The 21178-nt window shown below is 52.6% G+C and carries 25 protein-coding genes; 16 read left to right on the forward strand and 9 right to left on the reverse strand.

Annotated elements, in window-relative coordinates; all coding sequences use genetic code 11:
• Positions 1-39: 39 nt before the first annotated feature.
• The 8 genes from BQ5383_RS07020 to BQ5383_RS07050 form a co-directional block, all read right to left on the reverse strand.
• On the reverse strand, positions 40-1683 hold the full coding sequence (locus BQ5383_RS07020; RefSeq protein WP_158100244.1) for a recombinase family protein: 1644 nt from the start codon (positions 1681-1683) through the stop codon (positions 40-42).
• A complete protein-coding gene (locus BQ5383_RS07025) occupies positions 1640-2545 on the reverse strand; it encodes a recombinase family protein (protein ID WP_071430678.1) in 906 nt (301 codons plus the stop codon). Before BQ5383_RS07025 ends, BQ5383_RS07020 begins: the two co-directional genes overlap by 44 nt.
• 17 nt (positions 2546-2562) lie before the next feature.
• A complete protein-coding gene (locus tag BQ5383_RS07030) occupies positions 2563-4104 on the reverse strand; it encodes a recombinase family protein (protein ID WP_071430680.1) in 1542 nt (513 codons plus the stop codon).
• A gap of 194 nt (positions 4105-4298) precedes the next feature.
• On the reverse strand, positions 4299-4457 hold the full coding sequence (locus tag BQ5383_RS21060) for a hypothetical protein (protein WP_172592666.1): 159 nt from the start codon (positions 4455-4457) through the stop codon (positions 4299-4301).
• A gap of 555 nt (positions 4458-5012) precedes the next feature.
• Complete coding sequence (locus tag BQ5383_RS07035) at positions 5013-5621, reverse strand: hypothetical protein (protein ID WP_235396398.1); 609 nt, start codon at positions 5619-5621, stop codon at positions 5013-5015.
• 66 nt (positions 5622-5687) lie between these two features.
• A complete protein-coding gene (locus BQ5383_RS07040) occupies positions 5688-5936 on the reverse strand; it encodes a hypothetical protein (RefSeq protein WP_071430685.1) in 249 nt (82 codons plus the stop codon).
• Complete coding sequence (locus BQ5383_RS07045) at positions 5933-6667, reverse strand: ImmA/IrrE family metallo-endopeptidase (protein ID WP_071430687.1); 735 nt, start codon at positions 6665-6667, stop codon at positions 5933-5935. Before BQ5383_RS07045 ends, BQ5383_RS07040 begins: the two co-directional genes overlap by 4 nt.
• 2 nt (positions 6668-6669) lie before the next feature.
• Entirely contained in the window at positions 6670-6921 is a 252-nt protein-coding gene (locus BQ5383_RS07050) for a hypothetical protein (protein ID WP_071430689.1), read from the reverse strand.
• 263 nt (positions 6922-7184) lie between these two features.
• Here BQ5383_RS07050 and BQ5383_RS07055 point away from each other — a divergent pair, with 263 nt between their 5' ends.
• The 10 genes from BQ5383_RS07055 to BQ5383_RS07100 all read left to right on the forward strand — a co-directional run bounded on the left by BQ5383_RS07055 (position 7185) and on the right by BQ5383_RS07100 (position 13582).
• Entirely contained in the window at positions 7185-7607 is a 423-nt protein-coding gene (locus BQ5383_RS07055) for a helix-turn-helix domain-containing protein (RefSeq protein WP_071430691.1), read from the forward strand.
• Between the two features lie 71 nt (positions 7608-7678).
• Complete coding sequence (locus tag BQ5383_RS07060; protein WP_071430693.1) at positions 7679-8194, forward strand: ImmA/IrrE family metallo-endopeptidase; 516 nt, start codon at positions 7679-7681, stop codon at positions 8192-8194.
• A gap of 43 nt (positions 8195-8237) precedes the next feature.
• A complete protein-coding gene (locus BQ5383_RS07065; RefSeq protein WP_071430695.1) occupies positions 8238-8543 on the forward strand; it encodes a carboxylate--amine ligase in 306 nt (101 codons plus the stop codon).
• Positions 8540-9526: an SEC-C metal-binding domain-containing protein gene (locus BQ5383_RS21765; RefSeq protein WP_071430698.1), complete on the forward strand. Its 987-nt coding sequence runs from the start codon at positions 8540-8542 to the stop codon at positions 9524-9526. The genes BQ5383_RS07065 and BQ5383_RS21765 overlap by 4 nt, the downstream gene beginning before the upstream one ends.
• Positions 9527-9530: 4 nt before the next feature.
• Positions 9531-9947 (forward strand): UPF0158 family protein, encoded by a 417-nt coding sequence (locus BQ5383_RS07075; RefSeq protein WP_071430700.1) that lies wholly within the window; start codon positions 9531-9533, stop codon positions 9945-9947.
• A 37-nt stretch (positions 9948-9984) separates the two neighbouring features.
• Positions 9985-10563, forward strand: a complete 579-nt coding sequence (locus tag BQ5383_RS07080) for a flavodoxin family protein (protein WP_071430702.1) — start codon at positions 9985-9987, stop codon at positions 10561-10563.
• 24 nt (positions 10564-10587) lie between these two features.
• Positions 10588-10971 carry an MmcQ/YjbR family DNA-binding protein gene (locus BQ5383_RS07085; protein ID WP_071430704.1) on the forward strand — a complete coding sequence of 128 codons (384 nt, stop codon included), beginning with the start codon at positions 10588-10590 and terminating at the stop codon, positions 10969-10971.
• Between the two features lie 27 nt (positions 10972-10998).
• Positions 10999-12507, forward strand: a complete 1509-nt coding sequence (locus tag BQ5383_RS07090; protein ID WP_071430706.1) for a Y-family DNA polymerase — start codon at positions 10999-11001, stop codon at positions 12505-12507.
• Complete coding sequence (locus BQ5383_RS07095; RefSeq protein WP_071430708.1) at positions 12504-13163, forward strand: endonuclease/exonuclease/phosphatase family protein; 660 nt, start codon at positions 12504-12506, stop codon at positions 13161-13163. The genes BQ5383_RS07090 and BQ5383_RS07095 overlap by 4 nt, the downstream gene beginning before the upstream one ends.
• Positions 13164-13177: 14 nt before the next feature.
• Positions 13178-13582, forward strand: a complete 405-nt coding sequence (locus BQ5383_RS07100; protein ID WP_071430710.1) for a hypothetical protein — start codon at positions 13178-13180, stop codon at positions 13580-13582.
• A 177-nt stretch (positions 13583-13759) separates the two neighbouring features.
• On the opposite strand, the gene BQ5383_RS07105 is transcribed toward BQ5383_RS07100, so the two are convergent.
• The gene (locus BQ5383_RS07105) at positions 13760-14317 is read right to left on the reverse strand and encodes a helix-turn-helix domain-containing protein (protein ID WP_004010378.1); all 558 of its coding nucleotides are present in this window, start codon (positions 14315-14317) and stop codon (positions 13760-13762) included.
• Between the two features lie 166 nt (positions 14318-14483).
• Here BQ5383_RS07105 and BQ5383_RS07110 point away from each other — a divergent pair, with 166 nt between their 5' ends.
• From BQ5383_RS07110 to tet(W), 6 genes are all read left to right on the forward strand, one after another.
• Entirely contained in the window at positions 14484-14672 is a 189-nt protein-coding gene (locus BQ5383_RS07110) for a helix-turn-helix domain-containing protein (protein ID WP_004010379.1), read from the forward strand.
• Between the two features lie 13 nt (positions 14673-14685).
• Positions 14686-15762: a site-specific integrase gene (locus BQ5383_RS07115; protein WP_004010380.1), complete on the forward strand. Its 1077-nt coding sequence runs from the start codon at positions 14686-14688 to the stop codon at positions 15760-15762.
• 3 nt (positions 15763-15765) lie between these two features.
• Complete coding sequence (locus BQ5383_RS07120) at positions 15766-16086, forward strand: plasmid mobilization protein (RefSeq protein WP_004010381.1); 321 nt, start codon at positions 15766-15768, stop codon at positions 16084-16086.
• Positions 16087-16089: 3 nt separating this feature from the next.
• Positions 16090-17244, forward strand: a complete 1155-nt coding sequence (locus BQ5383_RS07125) for a helicase RepA family protein (protein ID WP_031474225.1) — start codon at positions 16090-16092, stop codon at positions 17242-17244.
• A 446-nt stretch (positions 17245-17690) separates the two neighbouring features.
• The gene (locus tag BQ5383_RS07130) at positions 17691-18878 is read left to right on the forward strand and encodes a plasmid recombination protein (protein WP_228275371.1); all 1188 of its coding nucleotides are present in this window, start codon (positions 17691-17693) and stop codon (positions 18876-18878) included.
• 372 nt (positions 18879-19250) lie between these two features.
• Entirely contained in the window at positions 19251-21170 is a 1920-nt protein-coding gene (gene tet(W) / locus BQ5383_RS07135; protein WP_031474227.1) for a tetracycline resistance ribosomal protection protein Tet(W), read from the forward strand.
• Positions 21171-21178 lie beyond the last annotated feature (8 nt).

Raw genomic sequence — 21178 nt, forward strand, 5'->3', positions numbered from 1 at the left:
ATATTATTTCGGCGATTATGTCAATTATATTTGAAGTTATCAACTTTCTTTTTCCGGGCGTTCTTCGATAAGGTACCCTCCTCCGAAGATAATGTCCAGTCTCCCGTCGGGATACACCTTCACACACTCAATCATTTGGTGGACGATGGTATCGTCGTACTCCATCTTTTTGGATGCTCGGTCGGCGATGATCTGCTGTAGTTTAAGGATTCGGCTGTCATTCACCTGATCGGAAGCAAGTGCTTCTTCGAGTTTCTGAATCCGTCCTTGCAGGAGTTCAATGGTATCGGAAAGTTCTTTGAATTCAGCTTCGTGACTCTCGATACCCTCTCCGCTTTCCACGCTCTCATTGATAAGAGATACCATTTTCCGATTCAGCCCATCTATTTTCCGCCGGAGCAGGTCGATCTCATCTGTGCCTCCGGTTAGACCGATTGCTTCACCAATGGTTGCCCGCATGAGTGCCATATAAGTGGACTCGTCTTCCTCGTTGAATCGGTTGATTGCCCGAACAATAGCGGCGTGGAGGGCGGTCTCATCTACCGTGAGCGAGGTTTTGCAGTAGCGCTTTCCATAGTCTAAGCGGCTGATGCAGCGCCAGACAACTCGCTTTTTTCCTCGGGATGTCCAGGTCACGCGCTTATATCGACTTCCGCATTCGGCGCAGATCATCACATTGGATAGTGCGTACCGGGAGTATTTTCCGGTGGCTGTGGTAGCCGTTTTGGTGGAATTTGGCTCCCGGCTCATCCGCCTGGCGAGTTCTTCCTGCGTTTTGTGAAAGAGCTCTCGGCTGATGATACCAACATGGCTATTCTGTACATAGTACATGGGTGCCTCACCCGTGTTTTTGCGGCGAACCTTGCCAATACAGTCAATTGTGACCGTCTTTTGAAGGATGCTGTCCCCGCAGTATCGTTCATTCCGGAGAATACCCTTAATCATACTCGCAGAGAAGGAAAATCGTTTTCCTGGTATCTGGAGATTTTCTTCTCTGAGTTTGGTTGAGATCCGGTTGATGGTTTCACCTGACAGGTACATATTGAAGATCCTCTCCACGATGGATGCCTCCTCCGGGACGATCTCCGGTTCTCCGTCTGCACCCTTGCGGTATCCCAGGAGGCACTTATAGTTGAATATGGGCTTGCCCTCCTGAAATCGCTTACGAAAAGTCCAGGTGACATTCTTGCTGATGCTTTCGGATTCGGACTGTGCGAACCCTGCGTAGATGACCAGATAGAGTTCGCTGTCGATTTGCAGTGTGTCTATATTTTGCTCCTCGAAGTAGATGCCAATCCCTCTTGCCCTGAGCATTCGGACATGGTCCAGGCAGTCCACTGTATTACGGGCGAAGCGGGAAACGGATTTCGTGATGATATAGTCGATTTTCCCAGACAAGCAGTCGTTGATCATCTTCTGGAACTGGGGGCGCTTATCTGCACGTGTCCCGGAGATGCCCTCATCTGCGTAGAGTCCGGCGAACTCCCATTCGGGCTTAGCGGCAATCATCTCGGTATATACCTTTTTCTGGTTGGTATAGGATGTGAGCTGCTCCTCGCTGTCGGTGGATACCCGGCAGTAGGCAGCAACCCGCCGCTGATGATACTGCTCCCTGTTGACGATCAGAGAGCGTTTTGGCTCAATAACCGATATTGTTTTCTTGGGTATCTTGGTTACATTCATTTTCCTCATCTCCGATCTCGACATCGGTCTTGGTATGTAGGATCACCTTTCCTCCGCTGCCAAGCGTCAGGTAGGCGGCGATGTCACAAAAGTAAGCCGGGCTGAATTCCTCCTGGGGAGTCATCAGACTTACCCGCTTTCGGGCGATGGATGCGGCGATCTGCAGATGGGTATCGCTCTCAGCATAGAGCCGCTCTGCCATTTCGATTGTTTTGACGATAATCAGTGCATCGCTGGGGTCATCCCGCTCCAGCTCGGCATCAATTTCCCGGTTGATCCGCTGGGCTTCCGCCGACAGCTCTTTTCGCTTTTTGGGGCGGGGGATGAGCAGATAGCTATTGGCGATGATGCGGTTCATCAGGATTGTCACCTTTTCCAATAGGTGTGTATCGGAGATCCGGATGCGCTGACCGCAATCAGGATCGGTGCAATCCCAACTCTCGCGAATCCGGTGCTTGCTGCTCACCCTTCGCCGCATAGGAGCGCCGCACTCCGCACATCGGACCAAATCCCGAAGCAGGTCGAGCCCCTCCAGATTTTTTTCGAAGGTGTTCCGCTGGCGGGCTGTTTTCACGGCAGCCGCTTCCTCATACTGCTCTTCCTCAATGATCGGGTCATATTCCCCATCGCCAATGTATTTGGCGTTTCCGATGATTCGTGCGATACGAGCTTTATCCCACACATCCGTTCTCTCACTGTAGGGGATCTTCCTCTCAGTCAGCAGCTCGGCAATACTTTGGAGGGATGCGCCGTTGATGTAGGCGCTGAATATCTCACGGATGACCGCAGCTTCATCCTGTGCGATGACTGTCCTCCCATTTCTCATGGTGTAACCGTATGGGATATAGCGTATCTTTTTCATGGCGAGGTTCCTCTCTGTCAGAGCATTTCAGTGAATCTCAGCCCGCCGATGAGGGTGACTGTCATTTCATCTCGGTGGCTGATACTGATGGCCTGAACGATCTCAGTAAACAGCTTCTCATCGAAGCGGTCCAGTGGTTCCTCGAGCTCTTCCAGCAGCTTTTTCAGCCGCGTCAGTTCCTCTATCATATGGGTAATGCCCGAGGAGAATTCACATTGGCGCTCCCGCTTGAGCTGGCGCAGTTGGTCGTTAATCTCCCGCACCTGAGCTTTGTGGACCTCATCTTTGAGGTATCCCTTTGCATGGAGCTGCTCCACCATCACCAACTTGGCGTTCAGATCTGCAATGTTCCGGCTGAGCTCCCTTGCGGCCGTGTTTTTCTGCTTTCGCTTCAGCTCGGCGGATTCCAGACGGAGTAGCGTCTGACCCATGATGTCGTATTCAGAAAACCGAAGCTTATTGACCATGGCGACGAAGGCATCGTAGATTCTCTCCTCGCTGTAGTAGTTTGAGCTGCACTGGGTACGATCCTGAATGTGTTTGGAGCATCCCCACTTTACTGCCCCGGAAACCTGCCTCCTGCGAAAATACGAGCCGCACTCAGAACACTGAATGCGGCTCGTAAGAGGGTAGATATTTTGCGTTGTGGATTTCCCAAAGATATCCTGACGCTTTTTCAAGAGGAGCTGGACCTTGTCAAAGGTATCTCGGTCAATAAGAGGAGCGTGGGTCATGGAGGCGTAGAACATATCCTCCTGACCTCGATTTCGGAACTGTTTGAAGGGGACTGTGGTGTCGCGGTAGGTTTTCTGATATTTGCAATCGCCGCAATACCGCTCATTTCCAAGGATGTATGCCACCTTGGTGGAGCGCCAGGTGGATTTCCCGGTTTTGGTTTTGATGCCGCGGCTGTTGAGATCCCGGGCGATCTCCGATGTAGACTGGCCGCTCAGGTAGTTTTCGAACATCATGCGGACGATGGCCGCCTCCGGTTCATAGACCACCAGCGCCTTATCCACCAGCCGGAAGCCGTAAGGAGCGTTGCTGTCCACATATTCCCCAGACTGCATCCGCTTCACGATGGAAAGCCGCTGGTTCTGGGAAATTGCCTTAGACTCCTCCTGTGCGATGGCAGAGAAGGTATTGAGCAGCATCTCATCTCCGAGGGCCAGAGTGTAGATTCCCTCTTTCTCAAACTGCACCCCCACGCCGAGCAATTTCAGCTTCCGGACATATTCCAGAGACTCCTTGGCGTTTCGGGCGAAGCGGGAGACGGATTTGGTGACGATCAGGTCAATTTGGTGCTGTTCGCACATCTTGATCATTCGCTGGAATTCGGTGCGGTTCTGTGCGTTCATGCCAGAGAGCCCTTCGTCAGCGAATATTTCCACCAGTTCCCACTCTTTTTTCCTCTGAATGAGGCTGGTATAGACCCGGATCTGGTTGGCGTAGGAGTTCTGCTGATCAGCCGAATTGGAAGATACCCGGCAATAGGCGGCGACTCGAACTTTGCGGATTCCCTGCCTGGTGATGGGCGAGATGAGTTTGACCTGCGGCATCAGCAGAATCCCCTTTCTGGCTGAATTTTGGATTGTACTACATTTTGGTACAATCCACTTTTCCGGTTCAAGCAACATTATATTCAACGACAAGACAAAGTCTATTGAAAGAACCGTTGGAATGTCAAAATCTACATAGTCAACATGACACGATGCCTTGTTTGCATCATTTTGGGCGGTTTGACTCTAACCTCTTAATCTGCGATGACGAGATCGGAGCCGGTGAGTTTCTGGTAGTAGCGCTTTGCTCGCTCGTACTCGGCCAGAGTAATCACGCCACCTTCTCGCATCGACTTCAGCACGGCTACGATAAACAGATAATTGGCACTCTTGGTCTGCGACATAGTGATCATGGTGCGATCCCTCCCAATGATGAATATGAATTGATACCACAAAAATAGGGGTCACCCGCTTTGGTTGTGGAAGCCTCGGCTTTCCTACTACATGATGGGCGACCCCCATTGCTTCTGATATCAAGACAATTGAATGTCTTTATTTTGCCTGTATTCGACACTACTTCCCCAGGCCAGGGCGGACATCTAAACTGCGGCGGGCGCCGCACTCCGGGAATCGAACCCCTCCGAGGATCTCTCCGAGCTGCCCCCATTGCTTGAGACTGTGGCTGGGCAGGGGTACCATTGTAGGCGGATGAGGTCTTGACGAAACAGACTGCCACGCCTGCTTTTGGATCGGTGGACCCGCTGGGCACCTTATTGGCCGTCATTGATAGAAGAGAAAGAGGGCTTTGCCCCTTTCTCCCCTACAGGTGGTCATCGCGCACCGTCCGCATCGCTCGCTCATCCGCTGATGTTATTTAGCTGCCGGATATTCAGTTGAAAAGGTTCAATGAAGGCGTCCGAAGAACCCCTTCACTTTACAACGGACATTTTTTCAGCAAATCACAACCATCACCCAAAAATATTTTTCGCTTTTTTCTGAATGAGTCGGATTGCATTCTGGACGCTCTGATAACTGACTCCCATTTGATCCGCATAAGCCTTGTAACTGATCCCATTCAGAATGCAAGCCTGGTAAATTCCATATTGGGTAGGAGTCAGGCTCTCTCGCAGTCTTTGTTCCAGCAGCTTCGTGGAGATTTCTTCTGTGTAATCGACCGTATCAGCCAACCAGTTGGAGTCTGTCACATCTTCAGGGAGCACATCCAGCGATAGAATCGTTGGTTTGGATATGCCGTCTCTATCCGCTTCCTGATCCAGTGACATTGCTCGACGGAACCGCTTTTCCTCCGAACGCAACACCTGCATCACAGTGCGCTCCACCTCTGTTACCTCGCCAGTAGCCTTGATCCGCACCATGCACTTGCCGTCCTCCGTTGTCCAGAGGTCATAGTCGAACTCGACTGGGGTTTTCGGGATTCCTTTCATTGCTTCGTCCTTTCCGCTGGTGCGAAGCAGCGGAATGACGAGGCAACAAAAAGAGCCGCATGACGGTGAGCGTGTAATTCCATACCGATAAATCAGGTGTTTCCATTTTGGAAACATCTGATCATGCGGCATTAGGAAGACTCACCAGTCAGCGGCTCCACAGCACAGCTATCAATATTTATTTGTTAATCTCTGCCCTTATCGGTCTTGATAAAAGCGAAGTTTTAACCGTCTCATACTGAGGACATTAAAGACGGTCTCCTGTCCACAGCGTTTGCACTTTGCTTGGACATGGCCTCTGGTGTCCTCAAATACAGCGATTGAATTGTGTCCACAGAAGGGACATTTCACCATCCTTGTTTTTTGGTTTGCGATGGCATGACGCGCTTTTCGGATCTTCTCCATCATTTCCTCAGACGGCTCAGAGATGCGGATATTCTTTTTCATGCCCACACCTCCAAGGGATCTGAATATTCCCGGTACGGACGATCCTCAATGTAACCGAGATGTCTCAGCCGGATTACAGCCGCCGACTTCGACACGGCAAACTGCCTACACAAAAGAGACAGTGATAACTTGTCACGATATGCGAACACCCCCTCGTAATTGATTAACTTCTTGCCACCGGCAAAATACCACATGGCAAGATCAATTTCTTTTTGCGGCATAAGGATGGCCGCGCCAAGGACATTAGCCTGCCATTCATTCCAGTCCTCGCGAGTCTTTAAGTCGCGGAGCGAATACACTGTCCGTGCCGAGTATTTCTTTGCATAGGCTGACTGCGCAGTTTCACTTTCCATCTGGAACAAAATCTGATGTGCGCACTCATGGGCAAGGGTAAAGCGTCTCTTGCCGCAGAGCTTTTGGACTTGTCCGGGTTGAATAAAGCTGGTGTCCATCAGAATTTGATTTTTCCTGAGTGGGATGGTTCGCTTCACGCCCATCTCTTCCGTGATATACTCGGTATCCGCATAGGCGGTCAGACCACAGATGCTTCCATCCGGGGAAAGATGGGCAAACGACACTTCCAAGCCAAGGTATTCCTTGGCGAACTGGTCAATCGGTGTCCCTCGTGCCATTCGTCGGATGTCCTTGGTTTCGCTGCCGAAAAAGAACTCATTGAAATCCTTGGTTACGGCTACTGCAATTTCTTCGATTTTCTTCTGGGATAAGATCATCGTTAGGTCTCCTTTGCTTCAACAAACCACTTGCTGCCCTCCTGAAACAGATAGGATTCTCTGCCACGGATCAGCACCGTATAGCGAATGCCGCCGCCACCCACCTTTTTGGAAGAGGCACGGCACTTATAGAGTACCTGATCGATCTGAAAAATTAGGCCGTTTTTCCACCGGATGAAGCGCGGATGGAATACGCCCTCCTGATCCACATCCAGATTGACCGAGACATAGGCTTTCCTGCAGTGTGCACTCATGTTTCTCACTCCTTGCTACACATAACGGGCACCGGCAACTTTCTCGTTGCCCGGTGTCCGTTACCAATTTCAGTCCAAACGAAAACGAACATCACATTTTGGTCTGCGCACTCTTGACGGGACACGCAAACCGATATACAATAAATGCGTAAAGCGATTGCGTATTATCATTATATGTAAACGGATTGCTTGTGTCAAGCACTTTTAGGCGGAAAACGCAAATAGATTGCATATTATCACGCTTACAGGTAGGAGGATATACTATGAGGTTCGGAGAAAAGCTCCGCGTACTGCGCAAGGAAAAGGGACTTACTCAGGCGGAACTTGCGAAACTGGCGGGAGTAGGACTCAAGACGATCACCAACTATGAAAAGGGCAGCACATACCCCCAGAACCGCGAGGTGTATGGCATTCTTGCCCGGATTCTCGGCTGCGATGCAGACTATCTGCACAACGAGGGCGACGATTTCATCGCAATGGCGGGGCAGCAATATGGCTATCGGGGCAAGAAGGGCGCCGAGCGACTGCTAAAAGAAGTAAGGGTAGCCTTTTCCGGAGGCGAGATGGCAGAAGAAGATATGGATGAGATGATGCTTGCCATTCAGGAAGCCTATATCGATGCGAAGAAGCGAAACAAGAAATACACGCCCCAAAAGTATCTGAAACAGCAGGAAGGAACGAAGTAAGCCCGCTCTATGGGACTTTTCATCTGTTATATTGAAACAGTACCATTCTGCCCGGAAGGGGTGATACCACTATGCTGATTCGAGCGGAGGAAGCCATTCAAAAAGCCAACCGTATTGTGCGGCAATGCGGCACGAGAAATGCTGACCGGATCGCAAGGGAGCTGGGGCTGATCGTCATGTCTCGTGATTTCTCCCGTCAAAAAGGCGCATACATGGTCATTGAACGAAACCGCTATATCTTTATCAATAAACATCTCGACCCCGTGATGCACGACATTGTTCTGCTCCATGAGATCGGCCATGACCGCCTCCACCGTAAAGATGCAATCCGTGCCGGCGGACTGCAGGAATTCAATATCTTTGACATGAGAGACAAGCGCATGGAATACGAGGCAAATATGTTTGCCGCACAGATCGCCCTTCCAGACGAGGAAATTCTGGAATACATATACGGCGGCTACGATGTGGGCCAGATTGCGCGGGCAATGTCTTCGGACATCAATTTGGTGGCGCTCAAGGTCTCAGAGCTGAACACGAGGGGGTATCGCTTCCGTGAACAGGAACACCGAAGCGATTTCTTAAAATGAACGAGATGGTTTTGCCGGGACAAGCGAAAAGGAGAAAATCAAGATGAAATATTTGCTGTATCGTTCCTTCGGGAATCTGGACAAGGATGTGAAGAAGCACGAGCTGGTGGCTGTGGAGTATGGAAAAGACATCTACGATGTGACCGACGCACTCATCAAGGCAGCTGCGGATGACCTTGCCGGTCTGTCGGAATACGAAAAGTATGAGACCGCCGCCTTCGCTCCGGAGCGGACAAAGGATTTCCGTAAGACCAAGCGGTACGCCTACGAGATGACCGGCATTGTCTATCCTACCCATGCTGACAAGAATATTCTCATTGACTTTGGAATCGTGGAGGAAGCGGAATGAGCAGAGAGGAACCCTATTATATCCCGATGCCGGAGATATACGGGCGAAGAAAACTGAACGCCCTCTATCGGGAGATCCCGCTGAAGGACGCCACTTCCCGGCTCCTGCGGAAGTATTTTAATGCCGCCGCCAATCTGTACGGCATTATCCCCCTGCACAAGCTCTATGGGATCATCGCCTCCCAGAATAAATCCCTTGTAACCAGGGAGGAGTTTCTGGCCTTTGCCGAAATCGCGCGGCATGAGTGTGAGGACTACTACATCCTCGGCAAGTCTGAACTCTATTACGACGGCCCCGAAACGGAGCTGATGGAATATGAGGTCATCGACGTGCAGCTGATCGACGAGGATCTTGATCCCTATCACGAGGTCTTACGGGGCCATCAGGGAAAACCCTACTATGTGCCGGACAAAAAGGAGCTTCTGGCCTACGACAATCCCTTCTACTGGGAGAACACCCCAGAAGCGGAAGCATTCCGCACCTTCCTCCTGACCAAAACCACCGTGCCGGAGGACAAGATGGAAGCGGTTTTCGTAGACATCTACTATGGCCTCCACTGCATGAACGCCGGATTGGAGGATGTGCTGAACCGGTTGGATGAGATTGGCGTGGAGTTCCGCCGCAAAGTGGATGTAGGCGATTTTGCCGAGGTCTATACCCCCTTTCACAACCATGTGCGGATGCAATGCAACCGAGGGCATACTCCTGATGAACTTTTTGCCTTACTTCCCCCGGAAGAACGCATCCCCAAATCCCTTTCCTTTGGTCCGAACATCCGTCAGGCCATTGCGGACGGAACCATGAATCCCGAAGAGTTGCGGCAGGGGATCTTGACGATGGATATGCCAAGTGAAGAACTGCGTATGAGTTTATTGAAAGAGATTGCAGCGGCTCAAACTGCTGCTAAGCCGAAGAAGGTGGGGCGGAATGATCCCTGTCCCTGCGGCAGCGGTAAGAAGTTCAAAAAGTGCTGCGGACGGTGAGCATATGAAAATCAAGCTGCAAACAGTCATAGACGCAATCGAACAGGCCAGCGATGCCTACACGATGCTCTACGACACCAAAACCAACGAAACGGTTTATCTGCCCGATGCGTGGGTCACTGGTGAGACCGACGAGGCGCTTGCCGCTCTGGTTGAGAACGAACCGAAGCGGTTCCTGCATTTTCCGACAAAATATGATATCCACGAATACAGCATCATGGACTCCTTTGTGGACTACCTCCCGCCGGGAAGGATGAAAAACGAACTCGGCGCAGCGATCCGGGGCAGGGGTGCATTCCGGCGCTTCAAGCAGACCATCCGCTTCCACGGCATCGAGCAGCTGTGGTACGACTATCAGGCGGATGCCTACCGGGAGCTGGCAGAGCGCTGGTGCCGGGACAACGATGTGGAGTACGAATAAATTGGAAGCTGTATCAAGAGCAGAAAAGAGGTTCCGGATGAAAAACATTCTCATTATCCAAGGGGGCGGCAGACCCAACGGAAATACTGCCCAGTTGGTGGAACACTTTGCCCGTGGTGCGAAAGAAGCGGGGCATACCGTAGAAGTTATTTCACTGAGAAAACAGGAAGTAAAGGGCTGCATGGGATGCAACGCCTGTCGGTATGGAAAGCCTTGCGTACAGAAGGACAGCTTCAACGAGCTTGTTCCCAAAATTAAGGATGCAGACTGCATTGTCTTTGCCTCACCCTTACTGTTCTGGACGATTTCCGCTCAGCTAAAGGCGCTGATCGAGCGCTTTTATTGCATCGCAGAGGAAGATCCCAACCCGCCGTTGGGACGGTATGAGAAATACCCCTCCAAAGACTGCGCCTTGCTGATGACCTCCGCTGACAATTTCTTCTGGACATTTGAGCAAGCGGTTTCTTACTATCAGTTTACCCTTGTCAACTACATCGGATTCCATGACAGAGGGATGCTATTGGCCGGAGGCTGCGGCGACACCAACGGCAAGCCACAGATTGACAAGACCGACCATCTGCAAGAGGCATATGAATTTGGAAAACACATCTATTGAGCAATGCAGCGGGAGGTTTGCAGAATGAATCGGGGACAGTTCAAGCAATATATTCTTGAAACCTATCCCTGTGAGGCAAACCACCCGTGGATAAAATACCCCAACAACGAGGTTTTCCGGCATCCGGGCAACCGCAAATGGTTTGCCCTTGTGATGGATGTTCCCAAAAACAAGCTGGGTCTGGCAGGCTCGGATGTTATTGATGTGGTAAACCTCAAATGCGACCCGATCCTCATCGGCTCACTGCGGAAAGAACCCGGCATCTTTCCGGCTTACCACATGAACAAGGCAAACTGGATCTCGGTTGCCTTAGACGGCAGTGTGCCGGACGAACTGATCAAAATGCTGCTGGATATGAGCTATGGCGCAACAGCGCCCAAGAGGAAAAAGAAAGCCAAGAAAAGCTGATGCCGCTGAAAGGAGGCGTACCGAAGCATGAAGCAGCGCACTTACATCGCAATCGACCTCAAGAGTTTCTACGCTTCGGTGGAATGCCGGGAGCGCGGGCTTGACCCCATGGACACCAATCTTGTTGTGGCGGATGAAAGCCGCACTGACAAGACCATCTGCCTTGCCGTCACCCCAAGCCTCAAAAGCTATGGCATTTCCGGCCGGGGGCGGCTCTTTGAGGTCAGGCAGCGGGTCAGGGAGGCCAACGCCGGACGGCGGCACGACGCTCCGGGCAGAGTGCTGGAGGGCAAGTCACACTTCATCTCTGAGCTGCAACAAAACCCGAAGCTGGAAATCGACTTCATCATCGCCCCGCCCCGCATGGCCTACTACATGGAATACAGCACAAAGATCTACGAGGTCTACCTGAAATACATCGCCCCGGAGGACATCGTGGTCTACTCCATCGACGAGGTATTCATGGATGTGACCGACTACCTGAATACCTACAAGCTGTCTGCCCATGACCTTGCCATGAAGATCATACTGGATGTCATTGAGACAACAGGCATCACGGCCACGGCGGGGATCGGCACCAACCTCTTTCTCTGTAAGGTGGCCATGGATATTGTGGCGAAGCATATCCCAGCGGATGAAAACGGGGTACGCATCGCCCAGCTGGACGAGATGACCTACCGGCAGACCATGTGGTCGCATCAGCCTCTCACCGACTTCTGGCGGGTAGGCCGTGGCTATGCAAAGAAGCTGGAAGAGCATGGGATGTTCACCATGGGCGATGTGGCGCGGATGTCCGAGCGCAACGAGGACCTACTGTATCAACTCTTTGGGAAAAATGCGGAGTTGCTCATCGACCATGCGTGGGGCTGGGAGCCGGCCACCATTGAGGCGATCAAGGCATACAGGCCAAGCTCCAACAGCTTAGGCTCCGGGCAGGTGCTTCACTGTCCCTACAATGCGGAGAAGGCACGGCTTGTCCTGCGGGAGATGGCCGATATGCTCTCGCTGGATCTGGTGGACAAGGGGCTTGTCACCGATCAGCTGGTGGTGACGGTGGGCTATGACATCGAAAACCTCACCGACCCGGCCAGAAAAGCAAAGTACCACGGTGCGGTTGTGAAGGATCATTACGGACGCCAGATCCCCAAACACGCCCATGGCACCATCAATCTGGACGGACACACATCATCTACACGCAAAATAATGTGCGCTGCGGCAGAGTTGTTTGATTGCATTGTAGGCAAAAACCTTCTCATCCGAAGGCTGAATGTGGTGGCGAACCATGTCCTTCCGAAAGAGTCTGCGCCGGTGAAAAACGGGGGCTTTGAACAGCTCGACCTGTTTACCGACTATGCCGCACAACAGGCGCAGCAGGAACGGGAAAAGCAGGAATTGGAGCGGGAGCAGAAAATGCAGACGGCTATGCTGACCATCAAGAAGAAGTTCGGCAAGAATGCGATCCTCCGGGGAATGAATTTGGAAGAAGGGGCAACGGCCAAGGACAGGAACGGGCAGATTGGAGGGCATAGGGCGTGAAAATTGCCACATGGAATGTGGAGCGGCTCAGGCACAAAAAACAGCTCGACCAGATACAAGGCTTATGTGATGGCATCCATGCCGACATCCTTGTGCTGACCGAGACAGACAAGCGGCTGCATCCCGATTATGCCTTCTGCTGCGAGACCACATCATTGATGGGAGATAAGACCATTCCCTATGCCGTCACAGAAAATCGCGTCTCGCTTTACACCAACTATCCCGTTGTTCGGCTGCATCAAACCTATGATTCGCGTACCGCCCTCTGTGCTGAGCTAAAGACGGAAAAAGGGAATCTGCTGGTGTATGGGACAATCATAGGTACGCTGGGCAATCGTCATTCTTCCTTCATGGAACAACTGCACCGGCAGTGTGATGACATTCGCCGCCTGTCCGAATTGGGCGATGGGATATGTGTCTGCGGAGATTTTAACTGCTCCTTCTCGGATAACTACTGTTTCACACAGGCCGCAAGGACAACGCTTCTGGATTTGTTTCGTGATACAGGATTGACCCTTTTGACCGAAAGACAGACAGAGTGCATTGACCACATTGCCGTGTCAAGCAGTATGGTTACCACCAAACGGCCAGTTCTGGAAGAATGGAATGTGGACAAGCGTTTATCCGACCACAAGGGAATTGTGGTCACCTTTTGAGGGGGGCAAAAATCATGAAAACACAGTATGATGACATCATCCATCTGCCCCATCATGTCTCCAAAACAAGGCCGCAGATGTCCATGCTGGACAGAGCGGCACAGTTTTCCCCCTTCGCCGCTCTCACCGGCTACGAGGATGCCATCCAGGAAACCGGACGGCTGACAGATACAAAAGTGGAGATTGGGGAGGAAGTGCGGGAGGAGCTGGACCGGAAACAGCAGTACCTTCAGGACATCATAGCAGACCGACCGGAGATCACCATTACCTACTTCGTCCCGGATGAGAGGAAGGCCGGAGGCTCCTATACATCCCACACCGGCAGTCTGAAACGGATTGACTATTATGAGCGAGTATTTGTTCTGACCGATGGGACGAAAATCCCACTGGATGAGATCGCCGATATCGAGTGGGAATGACGCTCGAAACGGCGAAAACCCGCATGAATACAGGCTTTTTTGCCCGTCCATACTGCTCTTGATACTGGATTGATACTATTTGTGTCCGCCCGGTATTCTCAAGAGAAAAATCCCAAAAGGACAAGCAAAACCGCCCTGCTGAACGACAAATTCAGCAGGGCGGTTTTTTTGCTTGTCTTATTTATTTTTCCGCCAAGGGATATAATATTCGCTTTCCAGGCCATCGTCGCAGGTATGGGGCCAGTTGAGTTTCCATTCAAAATACTCTTCCCTGGTGATCTCCCCGGCGTGTAACTCCTGCTGACGAAAAAGCCATTCCCGCATGAACTCGTCCACAAGGCCATACTGGAAGTACATACCCACGGGAGGGTGTGCGGGCCAGTCATCGCTATCATTGTACCGTACAGCGGTATCATCAGCGGCCCCTGCTCTGCCCGGATTGCGGACAAGTTGGAACAGGCGGATAGCGCCAGGGCTGTCCTCGTCCAGCCAGAAGAATGTCCGCATGAAGTCCTCGGCAGAGCCGGGGGCGATGGTGTAGAAGTTCTGGCGGTCTACCCGCAGCGCCTCGGCCATCTTGTCCAGCAGTTCCCGTTTCGGAACACGGTAATTCGTCTCATACTGGGCGATCCGGTTGTCCGCTCCCTTTTCCTCAAAGCCGATAGCAAGCCCCAATTCCTTTTGTGTCATGCCTCGAAAGGTGCGGATTTTCTTTATCTTGTCTCCGACTGTCATAATATCCCACCGCCTTTGCCAATAGTATAGCGCAAAAAAGCGAAAGATGCAAGATAATCTTTAACAAAAATGCGAAATAAATTCTTGACATTAACACTTATGTTAATGTATAATGAAGATGGTGACATTAACATATTTGCGAAACTAAAATAAGGAGGTGCTGACCATGGAAAAGGAGCTGTTTGTGAGAGCAGAGGAGGTCGCCAGGGAGCTGGGCATTTCCAAGCCCTACGCCTACAAGCTGGTGCGGGAGATGAACGAGGAGCTGAAGAAAAAAGGCTTTCTCACCATTCCCGGACGGGTAAGCAGGCGCTACTTCGAGGAAAAATTCTATGGGCTGCGGGACAGACAATAAGGAGGGAACCACAATGCCGGCATACAAAGACAAGGCAAAGGGCACATGGTATGCGTCCTTTTACTACGAGGACTGGACGGGCAAGAAAGTAAAGAAAATGAAACGGGGCTTTCCCACCAAGCGGGAGGCTCTGGAGTGGGAGCGGACATTCCTGCAACAACAGACCGCCGACCTGGAAATGACCTTTGAAAACTTCGTGGCTGTCTATGTGGCGGACATGAAAGGCCGTATCAAGGAAAACACCTGGGGGACGAAAGAGCATATCCTCTACAAGAAGTTGGTGCCGTACTTCGGCAAGCGGAAGATGTGCGACATTCACTCCAAGGAGGTCATCGCCTGGCAGAATGAAATGCTGGGTTACCGGGACAAGAACGGCAAGCCCTACTCTCCGGTGTACTTAAAAACGCTGCACAATCAGTTGAGCGCCGTGTTCAACCATGCGGTACGGCACTACAATCTAAAGGTCAATCCCGCTGCCCAGGCGGGCAATATGGGAAAGCCAAAGGGACGGGAAATGCTGTTCTGGACAAAGGCGGAGTATCTGAAATTCGCCGAGGCCATGATGGACAAGCCCCTTTCCTATTACGCCTTTGAAATGCTCTACTGGTGCGGCGTCCGGGAGGGGGAGCTGCTGGCCCTCACTCCTGGCGACTTCGACTTTGAGAAACAGACCGTCACCATCTCCAAGTCCTACCAGCGGATTAAGGGCAAGGATGTGATTACCGACCCCAAGACCCCTAAGAGCAACCGGGTCATTCAAATGCCCGCTTTCCTCTGTGAAGAAATGCGAGACTATATCAAGAGCCTGTATGGGGTGAAGCCCACCGACCGCATTTTCACGGTGACAAAATCCTACCTCCACCGGGAGATGGACAGGGGTGCGAAAGAGGCCGGGGTAAAGCGGATCAGAATACACGACCTGAGGCACTCCCACATTTCGCTGCTCATTGACATGGGCTTTACGGCCCTGGCAATCGCTGACCGGGTGGGACATGAAAGCATTGATATTACCTACCGCTACGCCCACCTGTTCCCCACCCGGCAGGCGGAGATGGCGGACAAACTGGACATGGAGCGAAAGGGGGCCTAAATCATGTCAGTGAAAAATCTTGACCGACACAACCGCTGGAGAAACAAAACTGTGGCTTTCCGGGTGTCCCCGGATGAGGACAGGGAAATTGAAACCGCTGTGCGGCTCTCCGGCCTTACCAAACAGGACTACATCACCCGACGGCTGCTGTGCCGGGATGTGGTGGTACAGGGCAACCCCAGGGTGTATAAGGCCCTGCGGAACGAGCTGGCCGCCGTTCTGGAAGAACTGGAGCGTATCGAGGCCGGGAATGGCGTGGATGGGGAGTTGCTGGACACCATCCGGCTGATCGCCGCCATCATGGACGGCATGAGGGAGGATTGATAGATGGATAGATTGCAAGAGAAAACGACTGCCCCATATCCGCCTGTTGGCGCAGACGGGGGACAGTCGCTCTCACAAAAACCTAACCAAAGTATAGCAGAGGGCGTGACAGAACACAAGCCCCCGGAAAGAGATTTGGAGGAAATCCTGCGGCAGATAAGCCGGGTCAATGACCCGGCCTATCTGCCTACCGTGTCTATGAATGACCTCTACGAACAGGTGTACCCCGGCAGACCTCCTGTGGTAGACGGTCTGCTCTATGCGGGGACATATCTCTTTGTGGGCGCTCCCAAGGTGGGCAAGTCCTTTCTCATGGCCCAGCTTGCCTATCATGTGAGTATGGGCCTTTCCCTGTGGGGGTATGAGGTGCGCCAGGGGACAGTCCTCTATCTGGCCCTGGAGGACAACCACCGTCGCTTACAGGAGCGGTTGTACCGGATGTTTGGAGTAGAGAGTACCGGAAACCTGTTCTTTGCCATCGGAGCTAAGCAGCTCGGCGGTGGCCTGGAGGAGCAGCTAAAGGGCTTTGTCCGGGAACACACGGACACCCGGCTTATTATCATCGACACCCTGCAAAAAATCCGGGAGGCCGGGGCAGAGAAGTACAGCTATGCCAACGACTATGAGGTAATCACCAAACTGAAACGGTTTGCCGATATAAGCGGGGTTTGCCTCCTGGTTGTACATCACACCCGCAAGCAGCAGGCCGATGATAAGTTTGATATGATCTCCGGCACCAACGGCTTATTGGGTGCGGCAGACGGGGCCTTTCTGCTCCAAAAGGAGCGGCGGGCAGACAACGCCGCCACCCTGGACATTTCTGGGCGGGATCAGCAAGACCAGCGCCTCTACCTCAAGCGGGACGAGGAACGGCTTGTGTGGGAGCTGGAGCGGCGGGAAACGGAGCTGCGGCAGGAGCCGCCTGACCCGGTGTTGGAGGCTGTTGCCGCCCTGGTAACGGCGGAACGGCCAGAGTGGAGAGGGACGGCCACGGAACTTGTCGCCGCCCTGGGGCTGGATATGAAACCCAATGCCCTGGCTATGCGGCTGAATGTCCGGGCGTGGCGGCTGTCCTATGAGTACCACATCCACTATGAAAGCGCCCGAACCCATGCCGGGCGGAGTATCAAGCTCACGTTGGAGGAACCCCAGGCGTGACGACCGTGACAGCTGTGACAGCTTTTCGGAGTGCGGAGGCGGTGTGTAAAACATCGTCACGGTCGTCACGGCTGTCACGGGGAGCGGGGGCGAAAGTCAAGGGGGGCATACCTGCGGGTGGAGATTGCCGCAAGTCAATACAACCCGTACCCCTTGACTTTCGGCCCACGGAAAACACTTGCCGGGCGGTGGAAAGGCCCCTGGCCTTTCCACCCTGCCCAACGGCGAGTGACAAAGTTTAGGCGGGGTGCAGGGTGCCCTTTTCAAAGGGCGGCCCTGCTGGGGGAGGCAACCGCAGTTGCCGGGGGCAAAGCCCCCACACCACCCCGTAGGGCGCAAATGCGCTTTTGATGGCCGTCAGGCTGTCAAAAGTGCTTTTGCGTTACTTTCGCAGAAAGTAACAAAGGCTCGCCGCTTGCGCGGCGGAAAAGGGAGGAGGGATTGATTTGAAAAGGACAATCAGCGCCATGGTGGGCCAAGGATCGGTGAACCATAACAGTAGAAAATTCCACGCCAAGAACACTGACCCGGAACGCTCCCACTTGAATATAACCTACTGCCAGGAGAATATCAAGGCGGTGTACCATGAACTCTTTGACGAGGCTCTGGAACGGTACAACGCTAAACAAACCAGGGCCGACAGAAGGATAGAGGATTACTATGAGAAGATCCGCTCCGGCAAGCAGGAAAAGCCGTTCCATGAAATCATCCTGCAAGTGGGCAATCGAGATGATATGAGCGCCGACAGCGAGGAGGGACAGCTTGCGGCAGCGGTTTTGGACGAGTACATGAAGGGCTTTCAAGAGCGCAACCCCCAACTCCGGGTGTTCTCTGCCCACCTCCACATGGACGAGGCTACGCCCCATCTGCACATTGACTTTGTACCATTCACCACCGGGAGCAAGCGAGGGCTGGACACGAGGGTATCTTTGAAACAGGCGTTAGCGGCCCAGGGTTTCCAGGGCGGCACCAGAGGGGACACAGAGTGGAGCCAGTGGGTGCGCTCGGAAAAGGAGCAGCTTTCCCTGGTCATGGAGCGCCACGGGATTGAGTGGGAGGACAAAGGCACCCACGACAAGCACTTGTCTGTGCTGGACTACAAGAAAGAGCAGCGGGCAAAGGAGATCGCCGTTCTGGAGACGGTCAAGGCGGAGAAAGAAAACCAGGTGGAGAGCCAGGAACGGCGGCTCAAAGAACTTGCCCCGGCGGTGAAAAATATGGAGCGGTTGGCAGCGGATTTCTCCGCCAATCCGGAGGAGATTTTGCCGGAGCCGGGAACGCTGGAAACAGGCCGGGCCTACCGAGAGAAAAAGGCAAAGCCCCTGCTGGCCCAAATCGTCAAGGTGCTGCGCTCCCTGTATCTGGCCTATGTGGAGCTGCGGGGGAAATTTGAGCGTCTGCAAGGGGACTATGGCCGGGTGAGGGAGAGCAACATCCGCCTGTCTGATCGATTGCAGGAGGTCAAGTTGGAAAACAAGGCCATGCGGCAAGTCTCCGCTGACTATGAGCGGGTCAAAAGGGCCTTTGGCCCAGAACAAGTGGACAGAATATTAGAGGCAGCTTACCAGCAGGAACATGCCGAAAAGGAACGGAAACGGGCCGCAAAGTCAAAAATTCGGATAGACGCACGATAATCACCAAAACCGGAGGGTATTCCAGTGAATACCCTCCGATTTTATTTGTGGAATCGGTAAAATGATTTCTTGTTTTTTAGAGCGTACTATGATATACTGCTATTATCCTGATTTGAGGAGTCTATCAAATATGCGGCAAGGTATTCTTAAATAAAATTTGATAATGGGCGCAAAAATGATTGCCCCTTGCAGGGGCTTGGTTTTTGTACCCAATTTTAAGAATACTTTTGCCTTTTTAGTAAATATCGTGACGGACCGCGGCTTATGTAAGTCGTGTATGTTTCTGTGTGTCCGAAGTCATGATCCCCAGCGGTAAAAGTATTAGCCGCTGGGGATTTTTGCGCCCATTCGGGCCTTGTATGGAGGATAGACATGAACATTATCAATATCGGGATTCTTGCCCATGTAGACGCTGGAAAGACGACCTTGACGGAGAGTCTGCTATATGCCAGTGGAGCCATTTCAGAACCAGGGAGCGTCGAAAAAGGGACAACGAGGACGGACACCTTGTTTTTGGAGCGGCAGCGTGGGATTACCATTCAAGCGGCAGTCACTTCCTTCCAGTGGCACAGATGTAAAGTTAACATTGTGGATACGCCCGGCCACATGGATTTTTTGGCGGAGGTGTACCGCTCTTTGGCTGTTTTAGATGGGGCCATCTTGGTGATCTCCGCGAAAGATGGCGTGCAGGCCCAGACCCGTATTCTGTTCCATGCCCTGCGGAAAATGAACATTCCCACCGTTATCTTTATCAACAAGATCGACCAGGCTGGCGTTGATTTGCAGAGCGTGGTTCAGTCTGTTCGGGATAAGCTCTCCGCCGATATTATCATCAAGCAGACGGTGTCGCTGTCCCCGGAAATAGTCCTGGAGGAAAATACCGACATAGAAGCATGGGATGCGGTCATCGAAAATAACGATGCATTATTGGAAAAGTATATCGCAGGAGAACCAATCAGCCAGGAAAAACTTGCGCGGGAGGAACAGCGGCGGGTTCAAGAAGCCTCCCTGTTTCCGGTCTATCATGGCAGCGCCAAAAAGGGCCTTGGCATTCAACCGTTGATGGATGCGGTGACAGGACTGTTCCAACCGATTGGGGAACAGGGGAGCGCCACCCTATGCGGCAGCGTTTTCAAGGTTGAGTACACCGATTGCGGCCAGCGGCGTGTCTATCTGCGGCTATACAGCGGAACGCTGCGCCTGCGGGATACGGTGGCCCTGGCCGGGAGAGAAAAGCTGAAAATCACAGAGATGCGTATTCCATCCAAAGGGGAAATTGTTCGGACAGACACCGCTTATCCGGGCGAAATTGTTATCCTTCCCAGCGACAGCGTGAGGTTAAACGATGTATTAGGGGATCAAACCCGGCTCCCTCGTAAAAGGTGGCGCGAGGCCCCCCTCCCCATGCTGCGGACGACGATTGCGCCGAAAACGGCAGCGCAAAGAGAACGGCTGCTGGACGCTCTTACGCAACTTGCGGATACTGACCCGCTTTTGCGCTGCGAAGTGGATTCCATCACCCATGAGATCATTCTTTCTTTTTTGGGCCGGGTGCAGTTGGAGGTCGTTTCCGCTTTGCTGTCGGAAAAATACAAGATTGAAACAGTGGTAAAGGAACCCACCGTCATTTATATGGAGCGGCCGCTCAAAGCAGCCAGCCACACCATCCATATCGAGGTGCCGCCCAACCCGTTTTGGGCATCTATCGGACTGTCTGTTACACCACTCCCGCTTGGCTCCGGCGTACAATACGAGAGCCGGGTTTCGCTGGGATACTTGAACCAGAGTTTTCAAAACGCTGTCAGGGATGGTATCCGTTACGGGCTGGAGCAGGGCTTGTTCGGCTGGAACGTAACGGACTGTAAGATTTGCTTTGAATACGGGCTTTATTACAGTCCAGTCAGCACGCCGGCGGACTTCCGCTCATTGGCCCCGATTGTATTGGAACAGGCATTGAAGGAATCGGGGACGCAGCTGCTGGAACCTTATCTCTCCTTCACCCTCTATGCGCCCCAGGAATACCTTTCCAGGGCTTATCATGATGCACCGAAATACTGTGCCACCATCGAAACGGCCCAGGTAAAAAAGGATGAAGTTGTCTTTACTGGCGAGATTCCCGCCCGCTGTATACAGGCATACCGTACTGATCTGGCCTTTTACACCAACGGGCAGAGCGTATGCCTTACAGAGCTAAAAGGGTATCAGGCCGCTGTCGGCCAGCCGGTCATCCAGCCCCGCCGTCCAAACAACCGCCTGGACAAGGTGCGCCATATGTTTCAGAAGGTAATGTAAAGATACAT

Source organism: Angelakisella massiliensis (assembly GCF_900104675.1).
GTDB classification, from domain to species: domain Bacteria; phylum Bacillota; class Clostridia; order Oscillospirales; family Ruminococcaceae; genus Angelakisella; species Angelakisella massiliensis.